Below are 22018 nucleotides of genomic sequence, written 5' to 3'. Positions count from 1 at the left end.
CGACCCCGAAGGACAGCGGCAGGCCCGGTTCGGCATCGGCACGCAGGTTGAACCGGATGCGGTCGCCTTCGGCCGCGATCATGTTGCCGGGCACTTGCAACGAAACAGGCCGGTCCTGCTGGGCGATACGGATGTTCACCGTCGACGAAATTTCGCGCAATCCGTCAGAGGCGCGCGCGGTCAGCGCATAGGTGCCGGCCTGATCATAGCCCACCTGCCAAGAGAACACGCGGCGGTCGGCATCATAGACCGCCCCTTCGGGCAGATCGTCGATCCATGTGACAACATCCCCAAAATCAGGGTCCGCCGCGACCAGTTCGAATTCGACAAGGTCGCCTTCGCTGGCTGTCAGTTCCTGCGGGATCGACAGGAATTCGGGGGCCTGATTGCCGCCCTCGACCGCCAGCACGAACCGCTGGGTCGTCACCGCGCCGCGCGCGTCAAAGACTTGCACCGTGACGGCTTGGTCGGCGCTGGTGTTTTCCAGCGGTGTCCAGCTGATGTTTCCTGTGGCCGCATCCAGCGTCATGCCCTCGGGACCGTCCAGCAGGTGGAATACAATCGCCTCGCCATCGGGATCCTGCGCCACAATCTGGTGAACGAAGGGCTCTCCAACCTTGGCAGTTTCCGGCACCTCGGATGTGATGACCGGCGCGCGGTTTGGCCCCGTCGAGGCCGCGATGCCAACCGAAAACTGCACCCGCTGCCGGTTGGGCGTGACAATGGCCACGGTTTCGCCGCGCGTCGACGCACCGGCGGCCAGACGGCCATCGGGCGGCAGCGTCGCGGACAGGTCAATCAGCCACAATCCCTGATCCGTCTGCCCCAGCGCATCGCCGGGGATACCGGGATAGCCTGATTCAGGGTCCAGCGTCAGCAACACCGGCAGGATCACATCATTTGCGCCGGTGTTGGTCAGGAACACATCATAAGACACGGTTCCCAGCGCCCGGTTATAGCGTGTCGCCCCGAACTCGATCTGGATAAAGGCAGACAGGTCCTGAATGCCCTGGAACCGCGTCTGGTAATCCGACCCCATGCGCAGCCCTTGCAACGACGCCACGCTGCCCTTGACCGTCAGCGTATAGGTGTCCGCCGCCAGATTTTCGACCTTGACCAGCGCGGTGCGGCTGTTCGTGTCATAGATCACCGCCGTGGGCGAAACCGGCCCGTTCAGAGCACCGGTCAGCGTGTAGTTGTCCAGATTCAGAACCGAGGTGTCCAGATTTGGGTCGCCCACAAACATGTCCTGATCGAACCGTACCGCCAGCACCGATTGCGGCAGCGGCACCACTGAATCGTCAGGTGGATTTGTGGCAATGACGCTGGGCGCATAGGACGGCGCAACCACGTCCACCTGGTTTGACTGGCTGATCAGCACACGCCCGTCCGACGTGGCAATCAACACATCGCCGCGCGTGCCGCCTGTCGCCACGTCCACACGTTGCAGGGTTTCCAGATCCACCATCGTCAGTGCCGAACCCTCGGCAGCCTCACCGGTGCCGGACACAGCACCCGTGTTGGCGGACACGAACAGCATATCCGCCAGAGCGGTTCCTTTTTGACCAAAGGCGATAGAATCGATCTGGCTGCTGAACTCCAACCGTGTTTCGGCACGTTTGCGCTCGGTAAAGCTGACGACCTGCGCGCGGTCCGGCCATGTCACCGCCCAAAGCGTGCCCTGATCGTCAAAGGCCAGCGCGCCAACCCGCAAACCTTCGTCGCGGCTCCATTGGGTAAAGGTCTTGGCGACGGCATCAAAGGTCACGATGCCGGAATTTGTACCGACATAGATCAGCCCGGTCGCCTCTTCGATCGCCAGCCCCAATGTCAGACCGTCGCCGTAACGCCCCAGAACCGCACCGCTGCTGCCGTCGATCTGCAACAGCGCCCCGCCACCCGTGGTGGCCCAGATATTGCCAGCCGCGTCTTCGGCCAGATTGAACACCGGCTCGTCCAGCGTCACCAGCAGCGTTTCGGTGTTCGCGGTGCCGCCCTCGGCCCCAAACACAAAGATCGAGCCGCGATTGACCCCACCCGACACCAGAATATCGCCGTTCGAACGTTCCAGAATGGCCATCGGGCCGATACCGGCCTGCGAGGTCTGGAACCCTGTCGCAAACGACGTGCCGATGAAGGGGCTCAGCACTTGAGAGAACTCGGGCAGGTTGCTGAGCGGGGCCGCCGAGGGGACATTGTCCAGCGCCATGCGGAACAGATCATTGGTGACAGGCTGGATCACCGGTTCGGGCGCTATGCCGAAATTCGGCGCGGTGGTGCCCTCGACCGCAGCCGTGGCACCCAGATTGACCGGCTGGCCATCCGACGTAACCGCCGACCCGTCCTGTGGCTGTTCGCGGTTGCCCGCGATATCGGTGGCCAGCGCAAGGAATTCATAGGTCTTGCCGGCCTCGCCTTCAAAGACCAGCTGGCCCGTGGCCTGCTCAAGCCTGCGCTGCCAGATCTTGAAGTCGCCGCCGTCGGTCGCAACATAGATCGTGACGTGTTTCACCCCCGACCCGCCCGCATCGTCCTGTGCGGTCCAGACTACGTCATAGCTGTCAGTGCCTTCGATCTGATCGGCCGTCATGCGGGTTGTGGGGGCCGCACCATCGACCACCTGAATAAGCTCTTGCGTGTCTTCGGGGGCGGCGGTGTCAAACACGACCCGCGCAGAGGACGAAATGCGGGTGCCGGTCTCGACATCTTCGGCGGGTTTCACCGTATAGCTGACAAAGCCAGCGCCCTTGCCCAGATCGGTGTTGGGCGGCAACAGCCCGGCAGTGGTGCTTTGAATCTTTTCACCGGTCAACGGATCGATCGCCTGCAACACCCAACGCGCCGATGCGGGGTCCTGAAACAGGTCAACCCCGGCGCTGACCCGCACCACAAAGCCCAGCGTATCGGTAAAATCAATCTCGTCAGTATAGAACCAGCGCCCGTCCGGCACGTCGATGGTAATATCGCCAATACGAATGTCACCCAGCCGGAAGCTGCGCGGGTCCAGATCGTCGTCAAGCTGGGTGACAATCTCGATCTGGTTTGCCCATGCGCTGGATTCACCGTCGTTTTCAAACTTGATGGTATAGGGCAGCGCTTCGGTGCTGGGCAGCCAGCCCTCTGTCTCGAAGGTTTGCGGCCCGTTCATCGAGGCAAGCCGCCCCGAATTCCCTGGATCGGCAAAGTAGCCGGAAAAATTCAGCGCTTCAAAGCCCGAGCCATCCACCGGCGCCGGACCGTTGATCAGGAAATCTTCGGGCAGGGCCGCGCCGCGATCCTCGAATGGCACCCACGGCGAATAGATACGCACCGCTTCGAAATGGGTCTCGTTGCTCAGGCCCATATTATAGTCATCAAATTCGGGCAGGGCAGGCACCGGAATTTCGCCCGTGTAGCAATCGCTTTCGCGCGGATCCATGAATTCGATATCGGCCATCAGAGTTTCGTCGTGGCCGTACAGCGTGCGCAACTGTTCGAAGAAGCCCAGAATGTCACCGTCCGAACGAATATCCTGACCCGCCGGACCAAACAGAACCCCCGAGGCCAGTGTCGCCATCAGTGACAGGATTTCCTGCCGCTCGCGGATCGGGGGAATGTCGCCTTCGGCGCGCAAGATGCCCGCCTGTTCCAGCCCCGCAAGCGAGAAATCAACCCACAGGTTCGGATCGGCCACGATGGCCACAAGCGCTCCGGGTGCATCATCCGACGCCAGAATGCGGTCGCGCAGATCCAGCGCGATCTGGGTCTGGTGGGCGACAAATTCGTCGCGAGTCATCGACGTCGAGGCAGCAAAGATGTGGAACCGGAACGGGATAAACGGAATCTCGCAATCGCCCGGACGCGCGACATTGCTGTTGTACAGATCCTCGAACGGGAAGGCCGCCATCGCCGCACCCAAGGCCGGATTGACCTCGGCCGATTTCTCGACAACCGCATCGTACCAGTCGCCTATCGCCCCCTCGCCGCCTTCCTCCAGAATCCCGTCAAGCTCGGGCAAGACGTTGGACATGCGCGCGCGGAAGGCATCAAAGGCCTCGGCGTGCAACTCGCCCAGCCCCGGATAGGACGACACGTTAAAGGTAAAGCCCGCAAACCCGTCGGCAGGCAGGTCATAGACATAGCCCGAGGTCGTCAATTGCCCGTTGGTGTTGACGATGCTTTCCAGACCGGCCCAGAACACGTCTTCGTTCGGCGTGCCCGCCGCCCCGTCGGGCGTGCCCCGCACATTGGTGAAAAACTCAAGGAAGGGCAGGCCATAAACATAGGGGTTGGTGTGCAATTCGGGCACGCCGACCTCAAAGAACGTATAGGGCGCATCCAGGTTGCCCATGTTCTGGAATGCCACCGAATATGTCTCGGTCTCGCCCGGCAGCACCACCCGGCTGCCCCCGATCCCGATGGTCACGTCGCCCTCGATCCCGCGCTCGACAAGGAAGCGGTAGGGCGCAATTGCCTGCGCCCCCGACGGGTTGGTCACAACCACATCATACAGCCCGTGCGGCGCGTCGGTCAGATCAAAGGTTGCGATGATTTCCGATGAATTGACCACACGCCAGTCCACTGGCGAAAATTCGGCTATGTTCGGACGCACCAGTTTGACTGTGGCACCATCAGCAAACTGCGCGCCGCTGATCCGCGTGGTGACAAAGGCGCTGTCGCCGCCCCGGTCGGTGTCCACATCGGTGATGACCAGCGGCAGCAACTCGGCCAGCAGGGTGATGTCTGTCCCCTCTTCCGGGCCCGAGAAATTGCGCACCGAAATATAGTAGGTCCCCGGCTCGGTCGAAGGCACCAGCGCCAGCAGGTTCGACGACAGCGGCCCTTCATAGGTGGCATCGAATGCATTGGCCGAAGGCAAGGCGTCGTGGCGGATGAAAATCTCGTTCAGCGCCGCGGGGTCCGACGACAGCACCGTCACCCGCAGCGTTTCCTGCGGCGGCACGGTGATGCGGTATAGCCGCTCGGCCCCCTGCGCCAGCGACACGGTTTTCGGCGTGCTCAGCAGCAATTCATCAACCGTGGTTTCGATCGTGTCGGGGGATGCAGTGGTGTTGTTGGCCTCGTTTACGCCTTCGTGGATCTGGTTGAAGATATCCGTCCGCACGATCACGCGGTATCCCGCAGGCGTCGCCGCAGGCATCACGGTTTCAAGCGTCAGTGTGCGGCTCTCCCCCGGCGCAAGCGTCCCGCTGCTTTGCACCCGTCCGATGGGTTTGTCGCGCAAATCCCATGTGCCATCAGCCGACAGGAACACCGAATCCGACCATTGCCCTTCGGCTGTCACGGTGTCGGACTGGTTGGTCACCGTCCAGCTGATCGTGATCGGTTCGCCCGCCCGTGCCGAAGACGGGATGGTAATGCCCGTCACCTCAAGATCGGTGGGCGGCGGCAGTTCAAGAATCATCGGCACGTCAGATGCGCGGATGTTGTCGGTGTCATCCGTCTCGAACACGTCACCGCGCCCGCCATAGCGCTGCGGATCGGTGACGACAAAGACATAATAGGCCTCGGTCGGCATATCGGTTGGCACGGTGATCTGCCGGTCAACAGTATAGCTTTCGCCCGCCTCAAGCGGCATCCGGTTGCGCACCGACCCGATGAACCGGTCGGCTTTCAGGTCCAGGAACGGGTCACGGCTGAAATAGATCAGATCGTCCCAGTCCTGTTGCTGGAACGGGATCGGGCCGCCGCTGTTCGTCACCGTATACGACAGGTTGAACTGCTGCCCGCGCACTGCGCGCAGATCGGTTTCCAGATTGGTGACCGTCAGATTGGGGGCAACATAGGGGCCAACGGTGACAGCCTGAGCGGTGGTGTTGTTGCCCTCGCCCTGGAACTCGCGCACCTTGCCATCCGCAGCACCCGCCAGCCCCGGCAACCGGTCCGAAATCGACGACTTCCGGCTGCCCGAGTCGGCAAACTGTGAATCGGCCACCGCCAGAACATGATAATCGCCCTCGATCTCGAAAGGCATCGTGACACGAACCGTGGCGGTATAGCTTTCGCCGGCCTCAAGTATGCCATTGCGCAGGAATTCGGCGCGAATTTCACGCCCGCCTTCCTCGCGGCGCAGCAGGAAGTCGGATGTATCCAGCGACGAATCCACAGACAGGTACACACGGTCGGTCCATACAGTCTGGCGCGTCGCCCGGTTGCCGACATTGGTGATCTCGAACGTTATGTCGACCGTCTCGCCCGCGCTGACATCCGTTGGCACCGAAAGGTTGGTCACCTGAAGATCAGGTTCGGCATAGGTGACAGGCATCATTGCCTGCCCCATCGACCCGTTGGGATCCTCGAACGCGGTGCGCGCAAACGCCTGACCGGTTGCTTCGTTGCTGCCAGAGGTCACGGGCCACGGACGGTCCTCCCCTTCGAGCCTGCGATTGACGTTGGTAAACACATAGGCGTACCAATCGCCTTCGGCCCCTTGCGGCAGCATGCCGGTGACGGTGCGGGTATAGCTTTGACCCACCTTCAACGGATCGTTGTTGGCGACAGACACGCTGCCCAATTGCACGGCGCGGTTTTGGATAAAGGTGGGATCGCGCGAAATCCAGACCTCGTCGCGCCAGTATTTCGTCTGGTCCCAGATGTCGGCTTCGCCGTCATTGCGCACGGTATAGCTGATCTCGATCTCTTCGCCCGAGAACGAAACGGTCGGCGCGGTCACATCAACCACGACCAGATCAGGTTCGGGCGCGCTGACAGAGGTGGTCGCCACGTCGCGGTTGTTGCTGGCGTCACTGTCCCCGGGCACCGAAACCGTCGCGAAAACATAATTTCCCTCGACACCCGGAGACAGGTCAACCACCTGAGTCACGCTCAGGCTTTCGCCAATCCCGATCTCGGCCCCGCCTGCGCGCGTCAACTGCCACCTGTCCTGATTGCCCGCGTTCAGGTCCGGCGTGTCGGCAAGGTTGGTGATCACCTCCCAGCCGGTCGCAACCTTGTCGCCGTGGTTGGTCAGCGTATAGGTGATTTCAAACCGGTTCTGGCCACTGACACCGGAAACGGCCACAGGTGTAACCGTGTCGATTTCAACCGACAGATCGGGCCGGGTCAGATCAGGCGGCAGGCCGATGATCTGCAAGACGGGCGGAGCGCCGATGATATCGCCGCCACCTGCCTTGTAGTTGTTCGAATTGATCTCGGTCGGGTCGTCCTCATTTACGTTCGTGGCAAGCGTGTCTTCCAGCAGGGTCGCATAGGGGTCGATCCACGGGGTCAGGTAATAGTTACCCGACGGCACCGATCCGGGCAGTTGCACCTCGACGGTGCGGTCATAACCGTCGCCCACATCCAGAACCCCGTCGGAATACTGAAGCGTGCGCAGCAGAATATCACCCTGTCCGGGGTGCGGGCGGTTCTTGTCGCGGGTCAGCCAGATTTGCTCGGCCCAGTTGCCAAGGTTTGTGGCCCCGGCCCCGCGGTTGGTCACCGTATAGTTGACCGTAACCGTGTTGCCCTCGAACGATTGGGTGGGCGTGCGCACGTTGTCGACGACAATGTCGGCAAAGGGGATCGGATCGACATAGATTTCCTGAACGCCCAGATTGTTCCGCTCGTTCGGCCATTCGCCAACTGCATTGCCGCTGTCGGTTTCGACCAGCAGATAGACCGTGCCGCGGAAACGCTGCGGAATTTGGAAAAACACTTCGCGGCTCAAGTATTGCTCGCCCGGTGCCAGTGCCGCCTCGTTCGAATAACTGCCCAGCCGGATGTCGTCGGATGTGATCTTTTCGTCAAGCGACAGGTAAACCGCATCGCTCCAGTTCGGCACATCCGTCGCAACCGGCCCCTGGTTGATCACCGTCCAGCGCAACGATCCGGTGGCACCGGCGGTATAGCTGTCGCCGGTTTCAAAGCTGGAAACCTGCAAATCGGGGCGCGGCAAACGCGCCACCAGCACCTGCGCGACGGTCGTGCTTTCGTTGTCGTCCTCGGCGGTATGTTCGTACACCGTGTCGCCAAAGTCGGTGACCACGATCAGATCATAGCGGTCGTTGGTCTGCTCGGGCAGGATGATCTGTTCGCGGCGGGTATACGACGTGTTGGCCTGCAATGGACCTGTGTAGGTATAAGTGCCAAGCGCAATGTCGTTCTGCGATCCGTCCGATTTGCGCAGGAAAAGCTTGTCGGTCCATGTGCCTGTCGCTGGACCGATCCCGGTGTTGCGCACGGTCCAGATCACATCAACCGGCGCGCCTTCCAGCGCCGTTTCAGGCACGGTTACATTGGTGACAACAAGGTTTGGCGGCGGCGAAAGCACGACATCCGTGGCCGCCGACATGCCCGTATTGCCCGCGTCGGTAAACACCAGCTCGAAGGGTGTGCTGCTGGTTGCACTGGCGCTGCCGGGGGTTTCGACAATGAAATAGGCCGGACCTTCCCAGCCATCGGGCAAGGAAACCACCGCATCCCGCTGATAATTGCCGCCCGCCGCCAAGAAGCCCAGATGGTCAAAACGATCCAGCAGTTGCCGTCCCGTGCCCTCTGGGTTGTTGGCAATGTAAACCGTATCGGTCCAGCGCGACACGTTGGTCAGCCCCAGCCCCTTGTTGGAAATCTGCCAGCTGATCGTGACATCGGTGCCCGATTGCGCCGTGGCTGGCGCGGTAACGCTGTCCACGACCATGTCGGCATAGGGAATGGGGGCAACGTCGAAATATCCGCTCAGCACGGCGGTGTTGTCGGCCTCCTGACCGTTTTCAAACACCACGCCGCCGGCATCCGTGGTCACATACAGTTTGAACCGCCCCGTCAGCGCGGCGGGCAGGAAGAAGGATTCGGCTCGGGTATACGCGGCATCCTTGTCCAATCCGTCCTGATGGTCGAAACGGGCAACTTCGAAATCATCCGCGTCCCCGATGATGTCATTGCGCGACAGCATGATGCGGTCGGTCCATGCATCGGTGATGCCACGCCCCGTGCCGGTGTTTGTCACCGACCACGACACCTCGACAAAGGCCGGATCCTGAATGGTCAACGCCGGTGCCACAACGTCGCCGACTTCGAGATCGGCAAAGGGTGCCAGTTCAATTTCCACCGCAACAGAGCCGAAATTGTCGTCTTCGTGGGCAGGCTCGGCCACGTCCTTGTCGGCATCGGTGCCGACCAGAACAAACCATGTGCCCGACACCGAAATCGGCAGTTGCACGTCGGCAAAGGCCACGCTGTCGGCCCCTGCGGCCAAGGCTTTGTCATTGGTACGGGCGGCCAGCGCAATGTCTTGCGCATCCAGCGTGGTATCACGGCTCAGGTACAGCCGGTCGGTCCAATCGCCTGTCGCCGCGCCAGTGCCGATGTTTTCAGTCGTCCAGGTGACGCGGATCGTATCGCCTGATTGCGGGCTTGTGTCATCTGCGGTGACTTCGGCAATCACAAGGTTCGGATGCAACAGCCCCAGATCACCGGTGGCCCCGCTGTTGTTGCTTTCGCGCCCGCCCTCGAACACCTGCGCGGCACGGTCGGCGCGCAGCTCGATCCGATAGGCGCCCTGCCCGACCTGCGGGATGGTGACACTGGCCGTCGCATCATAGCTTTCACCGGCGGCCAGATCAAAGGGACGGTCCACATCGCCCAGGAACAAGCCGCTGCCCAGGCCGGGGCCAACAAGATAGATGCCATCCCGCCACGGCGCGCGGGCGGCCGCTTCTCCGTCGTTGCGTATGGTATAGCTGATCTCGGCCTCGGTGCCCGGCAGCAAGGCGTCAGGGCCACTGACCGACACCACCACCAGATCCGCCGAAGGAGCCGCCGCCAGCGCCAAGGTGTCCGTCGAGGCCCGCTGGTTGTTCGCGGTCTCAGCGCGCTCGTAAACGGCGTCATCGGCATTGGTCTGCACGATCACAAAGAAATCACCGACAAAGCCCGGCGGCAGGGTGATCGCTTCGGCGCGGCTGTAGCTTGCTCCGGCGGCCAGTGCGCCGCTGTGCCCCACACTCGCGACCAGCACATCACTGGCATCCAGCGTGGTGTCTGTCGACAAATAGACCCGGTCTTCCCACGGCGCAGCGGGGGTTGCATCAGGCCCTGCGTTTGCGACGCGCCACCGCACGTCGACAGCTTCACCCGAAACGAAAGATCCGGCGGGGCCGATCACCGTTTGCACAACCAGATCCGAATAGGGCGACGACAGCGCAATCGTATCGCTTGCCACGTTGTCGCCGCGTGTATCCGGTTCGGTCACGTCGCGCTCTGCGTCCGCCTCGACAAACAGATATACCGTGCCCTCGATGCCCGCAGGCAGGATCACATCCGCCTGCGCGTCATAACTGCCATTTGCAGCAAGCAGCGCATCGCGCGGCAGGCTGGCCAGCACAATATCATCCGCATCAAGAATGCCGTCGCTGGACAGATACACGCGATCTGTCCACGCAGATGCATCGGTCGGCACCGTGCCGGTATTGGTCACACGCCAGCGGATCGTCGCGGTTTCACCGCCGCGCGGCGACGTCGGCAAGCCGGTGATCGTGGTCACCAGATCAGCATAGACCCGCGCTTCGGAGGTGATCGTCAGGTCGGTCCTGTTGTTCTGTTCGGCCTGAAAACTGGACAACCCGGTGCGCGCTTCCTTAAGCTGGTCGCGCCCGTCGGTGTCTCGGTCGGTTGTGATCTCGATGCGCAGCGGTCCCGTGCCGGCGGCCCCGTGCGGAATATCCAGCGTCACCGTGCGCTGTGCGCTTGCGCCTGCGGCAATGCGCAATCCGGCCGAGGCCACGGCCACATCCTCCAGGATCTGACCCGTGGTCAGATTGCGCAGAATGATCCGGTCGTTCCAATCCGCCGGCGTCGCCGCTGCGCCCAGATTCTCAACCGTCCAGTTGATCGTCAGCGCGCCGCCCGACTGAATTTCCGACTGGGGCACCTCAATCGCGGCCACCACCAGATCGGGCGCCGAAGCGATCAGCAGCGATGCGGTGTTGTTGGTTTCAGCGTCGCCTGCGTCATTGGCCTCGTCGACTTCGGCCAGCGCATCAACAACCACCGTGAAATCATACAGCCCCGTGGCATCCGCACCGCTGGGCCAGCCGAACGCAATGCTGCGCGCCCGCGTGGTGTCACCTTCCAGCGCCGCCTCACCGACCGAGCGCAGCGACTGGCTGTAGACGACGCGCCGCGTGATCGTGTCCGTCACCACCAGCCGTTCTGTCCAGGGCGCCTGCGCTGCCTTCCCACCGACGTTTGCCAGCGCGTAATCCACCGTCACGCTTTGCCCCGGCGTCCAGCCCTGCCCCGGTGTCACGGTCAGATCCTGCACCACCAGATCGGCAGACGAGGCCAGAGCGACCTCAAGCGGCAGGGTGGCGGCATTGTTCGCCTCGGCATCACCCACCGCGTTCTGTTCGTCCTGATCGTTGTTCACATCCAGCCGCAACGTGGCCACGATATCGCCCACGGCGGCGGTGCCGGGCGGCAATTGCAAGGTCGCGGTTTGCGTCGCGCTTGCCCCTGCTGCAATGTTGCCCCTGACCGATGCATCATAGGGCACCACCAGATCCGCAACGATGGCGTTTGTATCCACCCGCCGCAGGGTGATGCGGCTGCTGAAATCACCCGCAGTCGCCAGATCGCCCGCGTTGGTAATGTCAAAAACCAGTGGCACCACGCCACCGGACTCCAGCGTATCCGCACCGTCCAGTGCGAAACGGGACACGGTCAAATCGGGCGAAGGCACGACCTCAAGCGCGGCAAGACGCACCGGCGCGCTGAGCGCATTGGAAAAGACGTTAAAGCTGAACGCACGGTCAGGGCTGTTAATGTTGCCCTCGACCAGCAACGCATAGGTGCCGGTTTCTTCCAGCGTGATGGTGTCGACATCGCTGGCATATTGGTCAAAAACCTCGCGCCCGAACGGATCGACCAGCCGCCAGACGACGCCATAATCAAGCGACGGATAGTTGAAAAACAGCCGCTGTCCGGCGGTCCCCTCCAGACGGTATACCTTGGTTTCCGATCCGGGGGCCAGTTGTCCCGACAGCGCGGTGCCCAAAGTGACCGCATCGGCGGCGTCCACGTCGATCACCTTGAAACTGAAATCACCTGTCACCCCGGCCGAGGGCACCACCCGCAAGGTATAATCACCGGGCGGCAGGTCATAGATCGGCGCCGTCGCTACCCCCTCCGCATCCGAGCTGCGGAAATTGCGGCTGTCGACCTGACCGCGCGGGCCGGTCAGCTGCCATGTCCAGTTGTTTGCGTTGGGGGCCTGCACATCGATGTACACCCGCTTGCCCGCATCAAGGGTAAAGCTGTGCTCGGCCGTCTGACCCGGCAACAGGATCTGCCCGTCAATGGTTTCGTCCAGCGCAATATCCAGCGCGCTCGCGCTAAGCGGCACCAGCCGGAACGCATGGGTCTGCGCGCCCGTGTCCAGAATGCGACCCTCGACAATCAGGTATTGCGGGCCATCCGATGTAAGCGTGATCAACGGCTGGTCACTGCGCAGGTTGGCCGAGCTGTTCACCAACGTGCCGAACCCGTTCACGATCTTCCAGCGCCCGTTCAGGCTGCCGTCGAGATAATCCAGATAGAACTGATCGCCGCGCGCCCCGTCAAAGGCGAACACTTGGGTGCTGTTGCCCGGTGTATAGGTTGCCTCGGTACGCTCCGACAACGTCAGCGCCGTCGCAGTGCCAAGATCGTGCAGAACAAAGGCGAAATCACCAATGGCCGCGCCCGCCCCGTCCAGCGTGACCGTATAGTCCCCCGCGACCAGATCCAGAACGGCGGCGTCGTTGCGGTATTCTGAATCCAGACGCAGCAACGTGTTCGAATACATCTGTCCGCCGGGTCCGTTTACCGTCAGGACCAGATCATCGCGGTTGGTCAGTGAATCCAGAACCGCCTGCGTGCGCTCGTTCAGGGTAAAGGTATAGGTCGCGCGGTCTCCGATTGCTGCGATGCCCCCTGACACGGTCGTGCCAAGTGTCATGGCCTGCGTGTCTTGCCCCGGTGTAAAGGCAGTCAGGCTGTAGGGCACCGGGGTCGTTGCGTTGTAGACCCCTTCATACAGAAGGAAATAGGTGCCCGGCTGGGTCAGTCCGGTGGTTTCGAAATCATCAATAAAACGGCTGCGTTCCCTGATCACAGCCCCGTCGGGCCCGATCAGCTTGTAATATCCGGTGGCCCCGCCGCTCTGGTCGGATTGCAGATACAGGCGTTGATCGCCGCCGGGCCAGTCCAGGCTGTAAAGCGCTGTGGCATTTCCCGGATCAAGCGTTGCGGTCACCGTTTCCCCCGGCGTCAGGGGCACCGCATCGGCCAGATCACGCAGTGCAAAACTGTAGCTGCCCACGGCACCCGAGGGCGCCAGAATGTTCAGCGCATAGGTGCCGGGCGTCAAGGTGATTAACGTGTTGCCCGTGCGGTGATAGGAATCCGAAGCCGTAAAGGCACGCTGCCCCGCAGCGACAGGGCCGCTCAGGCTCCATTGGATTGCGGAGTTGTTGGTCATCACGTCCATCAGGACAGTGGTTTCTTCCGCAATCACCATCTCGTAGCGATCAACCGCACCCGCAACATCAAGCGCGCCATTCACAACCGCACCCGGAACCAGCGTCAGCCCGGAGGTCTCGGGCGTGGCAAGGATCGAGACATTGTCAACGACCACATCCATCGTCTGCGTGCCCAGATTGACGGCCTGCAAGGCAACCCGCGAATCTGCCAGAACAAAATTGCCCAGAAACTGCCCGTCGATCACCTGCGTCGTGGTGCCGTCAGCGGTCAGCGCAACACCCACTTCGGTGCCGCCCTTCACCCGCTTCAGGGACAGATCCATCGTGACAGGCCCGCCCGTCAGATCCGCAACGCTCAGCCCGAGCCCATCAAGCGGCACTTCGATCACCTCGGTGCCGTAGTGCAGCGAAATATGCGGCGTGGTACCGTCGCCGCCGGATTGCACCAGATCAAGCGTCGCCGCCAGCACGTTGGGGCTGTTCGGTTCGGCCCCCAGCAACGGCACCGCGCCACCTTTGCCAAAGTCGCGCGCAGGCAGGACCAGAACGCTGAGCGCATGGCCCGGCTCACCGACGGCAGGGCCGGTCAGGGTCATGTCAAACGACACATCCAGCGTTTCATAGCGCCCGTCCGCAGTTTGCGAAAAGGCAATGGTGTTGGCGGCATTCGCAGAAAGCTGGTCCAGCAGCTTAAGAGCTGTGCCGGTCCCGAACGGGATTTCGGTGGCGGCGGTTCCGGCATGATTGATCAGCACATGCCCGATCGACGACCCCGCGCCGAATTCTTCCAGCGAATTGCCCGATCCATCAGGGAAATCGGGGCTCAGCAACTCGAAGCGATAGCCGTTGGTGGTCTCGCCGTCCGTCACTGTCCCTTCGATCAACAGGAAATAGTCGCCCCCCTGTTCCAGAACCACGCCGGTTTCGTCGTTCATGCGGCGCGCCGACACCACCTGTTGCCCGGCTTCGGTCAGAACCCGCCAGCTGGTATTGGATGCCGGGCGGTCGATCAGATCAAAGTCGAAACGCTGGAATGCGTCCGCGCTCAGCCGGAACACCTTGGTCCCCAATCCGCGCGACGGCAGCGTGCCGTCGGTCTGGTCATTGAAGAACAGCGGCGTGGCGGCGGTTGCCAGATCAATCAGGCGAAACTCGAAATCACCAACAGCGTCTGTATTGGCGCGGATATCCAGCGTATAGCTGCCTGCGCCAAGGTCCAGCGCCGGATTGCCCGTGAACCGTGTGCCATCGGTCTGGTCGAAACGCCGGTCCGTGATGACGGCCCCGTCCGGTCCGCGCAATGTCCACAGGATGTCGCTGCGGTTTGCAAGTGTATCCATGACCATCAACGCCGGGGCAGCCAGATCAAAGGTATAACGGGCCAGATCGCCCGGATTGGTCAGCACAGCCGTTTGAAGGACGTTCGGCACCAGAACCTGCGGCACAGGCTCTGTTTTTGAATGGATCGCAATGCGGAACGCAGATCGCCCTTGCGGGTCTACATCGCCTTCGACCAGCAGGATATGGGGCCCGTCTGTTGGCAAGAGCAGATCATAGACGTCGGCAGGATTGACATAACCCAGCGTGACATTGCCGAAACGGTCGATCAGACGCCATTCCATCTCGCCGTCTTCGATCAGGTTGTCGATGAACACATGTTCGCCCGCAGCACCGTCGAACCGGAACATCCTTGTGCGGTTCGCAGGTTCCAGCGCGCCATCAAAGGGGGTGCCCTTGGTGATCGGCGTTGCCGCGGTGTCGATGTCTGACAGCACGAAATTGAACAGGCCCGTGCTGTCGCCCGTCCCGCTGACGCGCACCGTGTAATCACCCGCTTTCAGGTCCATCACCGGATTATTGCCGATGGCCCCGTCCGCATCTGACTGACGGAAATGCCTGTCCACAACCACGCCGTTCGGCCCGTCGATCCGATAGCGCAGGTCCGAACGGTCGGTCAGGCTGTCAAAGTAGAGCCGCGTATCGGCATTCAGGGTAAAGCTGTAAACCCGTTCCTGCCCGACGTTGCCAATCCGGCCCGTCACCCCCTTGGGGATCAAACTGACAACCTGCGCCGCCAGCGATGCGGGGCCCGCATCCGGCGTGGCACCCGCCGCAACTGTCTCCAGCGGCAAATACAGGGCAAGGTTGCTTTCGCTGCCGGTCAACGCCGCGTTGAAATTATCGACAATCTCGTCCGTGCTGCGCGCATCCGACCAGACACGCACGTCGTCAACCATCCCCTCGACCGCACCGTATGTCGATGCCGTTCCACGCGTCCAGCCGACCAGAAGCGGCGCGTCGTTGGACACGGCCGGCGTGGTGCGCATCCCTTGGGAGCGCGCCAGTTCCCCGTTCACATAAAGCCGCTGTTGCCCCAGTGCACGGTCGAACACAGCAGCCACATGCACCCATGTGCCCGCCTGAACCAACCCGCCGGCAGTCTGCGCCGAATTGCGCCCCGTCACATCGTCGGATGAGGCAAAAAGGCTGCCGTTGGAGTGCACCCACATGTCAAAACCGCGCCCGTCACCCAGATCCGATTTTGACAAAATCGGGGTCCAGGTGTTGGTGAAACGGTCGAGCTTGATCCATGCCTCAAGCGTGACACTGCCGGTCAGGTCAATCTCGGCTGTGTCGTCAACACGGATGTGCTGCGTTCCGCTTAGCTCCAGCGCGCTGCCGATCTGGCCGGTAACAACCTCTGGCACGGCACCCGGATTGTCGCCGCCAATGGTGATTTCAACCGGGCTGGTGCTGACCGGCACCAGCGCAAAGGAAAACGGCACCGTGCCTTGTGGCTGCAAATACCTGTCGGTCTCAAGGATCAGGGTATAGGTGCCGTCAAAAGGCAGGGTGAAAGTGTCGATATCCCCCGCCGTGACAGGCCCCAGAAACTGTTGGCCAAAGGGGTCCAGTATCCGCCATGCCGCTTCGCCCGCACTCAGGCCCAGCGACAGAACATCCAGGAAAATCCGGTCATCCTGCGCGCCCTCAAAGGCAAAGGCCGTGGCCGCCCGGCGCGCGCCAATCTCGCCCGTGATCGCCGCGCCATCGACATCCACCGCCTGCGCAGCGCCCAGATCCATCAGACGCAGCGCATAGGCCCGCTTGTCCGCCTGATCCGCATCAAAGCTGAGCTGATAGTCGCCCGCCGGTGCCCTGAACGCATAATTTCCGGTGTTGTTCGTGTCGCCGGTGTCGTCCAGTTCGCGGATGATCCGCACGCCACCCGGTCCGGTCAAAGTTGCCGTAACGCGGTTGGTATTGCCCAAGGTGTCCCAATACAGCAGCTTTTCGCTGCCGAGCGTGAAGGTATAAACGTCAACCTCACCCGCCCGTTCGATGCGCCCCTTGAACACACCCTGCAATCCGGCGGTAAAATCCTTTACCACCCCCGCACGGCCTGCGCCGCTGACATCGGCCAGCGTCGTGGCTTTCGGCGCTTCGGTCATGGGCAGGTCGACAAGCGCTGTAGCGGTTACCGACTGTCCGTTGAAAAGTCGGCCCGCGTCTTCCTCAGACAGCGCCGTGCCAAACAGCCGAAAGCCCGCCATCGCGCCTTCGAACCCGTTGGGTCCTTCGCGGTTTCCGCCCAGCAGCAACGGTTCGCTGACCGCCACACTGTCCTGGTCGCGCAGCGCTGTTTCACCTGCCAGCACACCGTTCAGATAGATTTGCAAGACGTCGGCATCACGATCGACCACACCAACCGCGTGGTTCCACGCCCCGAATGCAACCGATCCGCCGCTTGTGTTGACCGCGATCTGGCCACTGGCATCCGCCGAGGTCAGATGCAGATAGCCCGAGGCATTCAGCCACAGCGAATATTGCCGTCCGTTCGTGCCTGCGCCCGTGCCGTTGTACACCAGCGACTGCCATGTTTCGGGTGGCGGATCGCCCTTGAACCACAGCTCGAAACTGACAGACCCCGTGCGGTTCACCGCCGCATCGTCAATCTCAACTCGCTCGTATCCGGTGAACCCCTGTGCGACACGCCCGTCCGGTCCTGCGGCGGCCAACAGACCCGCCTGAGCTCCCGTGGCCGTCGCGTCAATCGACCGGGTCTCGACCACAGCCGGCTGCAGGATAAATCCATAGTCGATGGCGCCGCCGCCCTCGTGGATACGTCCTTCGATCAGAACCGTATAGCGCCCGGACCGCTTCAGCGTGAACAGCTCGCTGTCCGACAAGCGCGAGCGCCCGATTTCCTGACGTCCGTCCGGGTCGATCAGCCGCCAGTAAACCCCGTATTGGTCGCCATCTTCGCGCAGCACGTCCATCAGCAACTGGTCGCCAACGGTGCCATCAAAATGATAGATATCCGTTTCGACCTTGGGGTTCAGGGTGCCGGCCACCTCGGCCCCCAAGTCAACGGCGGTGCCGATCGACAGATCCCGCAGCACAAAGCTGGCCGCGCCTGTGCGGGTTCCTTCCGAATAGACTGTAACCGTGTAATCGCCCGCGGCAGCATCAAACACCGGATTGCCCGTGCCGAAATCAAAACTGTCCGCCGCTGACATCCGGTATGTGCGGCTGATGCCCTTTGGCCCCTCGATACGCACAAAGGTCGCTGTATCGTTGGTCAGGGAATCCAGATACAGCCGCCTGGCCTCGGTCAGGGTAAATGTGAACACCTGCTGCTGGCCGGGCCGCGCGATTTCGGTTGCCACCACCGCGTCCAGTTCCATGGCTTCGGGGTCGGGGCTTTGTGGATCAATCAGGGTAAAGCCATAGGCAGGCGTGCCTGTCTCGAAAACCCGCCCCTCGATGCTCAGATAATAGGTGCCGGGCAGATCGAACGTATAAGGGGCGACCGTGTTGACGTTGCTTGGCCCTGCAACCTGACGCCCTGCGGGGTCAAACAGCCGGTAATAAATCTGCTGCGTGTTGCCGGTCACGCTGAAATCGGCCAGCGTCAGGATCTGGCCGACCGAAACCGTGATGGCATAGATGTCGCTTTCACGCCCGCCGTCCAGCACGCCCGAGACCGGAACATCAGGGGTGATCGCCGTGGCCGTACGCGCGTCGACCAGGCGAAAGCCGTAATCCGGCGCGGTGTTGTTGCGTCCGGTCACTGTTGCCGTGTAGCTACCCGCCTTGAGACGCATCAAAGGCGACACGCTGGTGTCCGCAGAATCCGCACTGCGCAGGTTGAAACTGCGCACATATCCGTCTGAACCACTGATGGTGACAACGGCGTTGCTTTCGGCCAGCAGCGAGTCAAAGAAAACCGTCTTGTCGCTGTCCAGCTCGAAATCGAACCGATGCTGCGCGTGTACGGTTCCCAGCGTGCCGCTCACCGGCGTGCCAAAGGTCAGCGCAGCGCTGGTTTCCTCGATCGGGCGCAGGGTGAAACCGTATTCGGATGCCGCGCCGGTTTCGTAAATGCGGCCCTCGATCATCAACGTATACGTGCCCGCCGCGAACAGATCGACCGGCCCGGCTGTCGCAATATCGCTGCCGCCGGCCACCTGAACACCGCGTGCGTCGAAAATCCGGTAGCCCAGACCATAAAAAAGCCCGCTGCGCGTCACGTCGTCGAACACCAGACGGGACGGGCCGGAGACATCAAAACTGTAAAGATCGGTGCGCCGGTTCGGGTCAAGCGTTGCCGTAACAGCGGTATCCAGCGTCACCGCAGTGCGCGTGCCCGCATCCAGCACGCGAAACGCATAGTCGCCTGTCTGCGTCCCTTCACGGTAGACATCCAGCTGATAGGTGCCGGCAACAAGATCCATCAATGGCGAACCCGCCCGATCAACCCCGTCACTTTGCAGGAAATTGCGCTGCGTCACCTCGGTGCCGCGCGGGCCGGTCAAGGTCCAGTAGACTGTCCCTGAGTTGTCATAGCTCAGCGCATCGAAATACAGAGTCTTGGCCTGAGCCAGAGTAAACTTATACGAATCCCGTTCGTTCGCCTGCGCAATGTTGGAGGTGATCGTCGTGCCGATCGCAAGCGTCGTGCCTTGCGGCGTTGGCAATGGTGTGGTGCCGGTGCGCACAACGGAAAACACGCTTTGCGCCGTCCCGGTTGCACCGCGAAACCCTTCCGACAGCAGGGTATAGGTGCCGGTCGCTATCAATTGCAGGTCGGTCTGGTTCGCGAAGTAGTTGTTTTCAAAGACCAGACGCCCGAACGGATCATAAAGACGGCCATAGGGATTGCCCGATGTCGGCAGCAACGAGATTGTATCCCCCGCGTTCGCCGTAAACCGGTAGGCATTGGTTTCATCTGCCGGATCAAGCAGGTCGGTGACGGTCTCGTCAAAGGCGATGCTGTCGCCCGACTCCACATCGAACAGGCGGAACCCGAACGCCCCGGTTGCCCCGGCCACCCCCGACACCATCAGGGTATAGGCACCCGCTGCCAGATCTATCAGGGACAGATTGCCAATCGCGTTGCTGTCAGACCGATCAAAGCGGCGCGCGACGATTTCGCTGCCGTGCGGGCCGATCAGGGACCACACCAGATCAGACCTGTTGGTCAGGCTGTCAAAGATCAGCGATGCACCCGCCGCGAGAGTGAAGTCATAGGCAAGGTTCTGACCCACCTCGGTGATTTCGCCACTGGTCACGGCACCCACGCTCAGGCTCAGCGTCTCGGTCGTTTCCGGTGCCAGCGTAAATTCGAACGCCGCGGGCGCCGACGCAAAGGAATAGCCTTCGACCAGCACGGTATAGGTGCCATCCTCAGGCAACACCGTGTTCAGCGTTGCGCCAAAGTTGCCGGGCCCTGCAACAACCCGCCCCGACGGCCCGATCAGCCGCATATAGGCGTTGCCGCCGCCCAGCCCGTTGCCGATCAGCCGGTCACCCGCGACACCATCAAATTGGTACAGTTTGGTTTCCGTCGCGGGACCAAGGGCAAATACCCCGTCATTGCCCTGTCCTGTGCGGTCGGCAATTGCCCCCGCATCATCTTCATCAAAACCAAAGGACAGCGTCAGGCCGGTGCCGGTCTGTATCTTTTGCGCGGCCCCCGCAGCGATCTGGGCCGCACTGCGCGCGGTGGACCAGACGCGAAGCTCGTCCATCTGCCCGGCATAGCGATAGTTGCCATCCGCCATCGACCCCAGGGCCAGATCATTGGCGCTGTGAACGACAGGCGTGGAAAAGGCCTGTTCGTCCTGCAGGGTGCCATCGACATAAAGACGGATCGCACTGCCGTCGTAAGTGGCCGCAACATGCTGCCAGACTCCGGTTTCAACCGCGGCCAGAACCGTGCTGGCGCTTGCGGAATACTGGTTCAGGAAAAAGACAACATTGCCCGACCCGTCAAGATAAAGCCCATAGCCATCGTTCCACGACGTGCTCGATGTCTTGATCGCCAGCGCATCAAAGCTGTTGTTGCGGTCCGGGCGAAACCAGCCTTCGACGGTCAGGGTTTGCCCGTTCAGCCCTGGTGTATCGGGCACGGTGACAACAGGCCCGCTGGTGCCGAACCGCTGCGCGCCGCCGGGATCGGACAGCCCCGCCCCCGATGGCCCGCGATACAGCGATGTGTGAACGCCGCGATCGCTCAGAACATCCTCGACCTTTTCACCCAATGCAATCGGCGTCGCCGAGGCCGCAGTCAGCAACTGGAAGGCATAGCGACCCGTGGTGTCAGACCCGTCGCCAATGGTCAGCTCATAGTCGCCTGCCACCAGATCAAATACCGGATTGGCATAAGCCCAGTCGGAATACTGCATCTCGCGCGGGCCAAAAACCTCACCCAACGGGCCGCGCAACGACACCACATGGGCCGAGCCAAGCAGCATGTCGAAATATACCTGGGTGTCTTGTGCCACCGAAAAGGTCAGGGTGTGTCGTTGCCCGGGCTGGTCCAGCGTGTCATTGATGATCGCGTCCAAAGCAATCGCCCGGGTTTCATCGACAACAGGCACGATGGTAAAGGCATAATCCTTGTCCGCCCCGTTGGTCACGCTGCCTTCAAGCAAAAGCTTGTAAACGCCCGATTTGGGCACCACAAAGCGTGTCACATCCTGCGCGGTGCGAAACAACGTCGGTCCGAAAATCCGGGTGCCGTCGGGGTCGATCAAAGTCCAGTACGCGTTGCCGCCGCCGTCGTCTTGTTGGGCGTCAAAAAACAGCTCGGTGCCCTCGGTCGCCTCGAATTGGAATAAATCCGTCTCGCGACCCGACTCGCCCAGGGTGCCGTTGATTCGTGTGCCAGGCGCTATTGATTCGGCATTTGCCGCGTTCAACAGCCGGAACTGATAGGCCCCTGTGGCATCGCCTTCACCATCAACAGAAAGCGTATAGGTGCCGGCATCCAGCGACAGGATATCGCCCCCGTCCGCCGCATCAGCCTGCGTGAAACGGGTGGGTGCCACCAATTGCCCGCCGACACCTTCAAGCGACCAGCGAAACTGTGAATTGTTGGTCAGCGTGTCAAAGATCAAAGACCGCTCTTCGGCAAGCTCAAAGGTGTAAAGGTCTGTTTCTCCGGGGACTTCAATGCTGCCGGCCACGGGAATAAGGTCGGCAGACAACAGCACGCGCGGCTCGAATGTTTCAAGGTGAAGCCCCCTTGAAAGAGTCGTCTGGTTCTTCAA

Annotated in this window: 1 protein-coding gene (running past one end of the window); it reads right to left on the bottom strand. The window is 61.7% G+C overall.

Features of this window, described 5'->3' with window-relative positions; all coding sequences use genetic code 11:
- Positions 1-22018, bottom strand: partial view of a putative Ig domain-containing protein gene (locus DSM107133_RS18300; RefSeq protein WP_275890958.1) — the 5' portion only. It extends 16196 nt beyond the left edge of the window; only the first 22018 of its 38214 coding nucleotides appear in the window; its start codon is at positions 22016-22018; its stop codon lies off the left edge, out of view.

The organism is Pseudosulfitobacter sp. DSM 107133, assembly GCF_022788695.1.
Taxonomy (GTDB): Bacteria; Pseudomonadota; Alphaproteobacteria; order Rhodobacterales; family Rhodobacteraceae; genus Pseudosulfitobacter.
The sequence above is the reverse complement of the archived record's forward strand: the minus strand, read 5'-3'. Positions and strand labels throughout refer to the sequence as shown.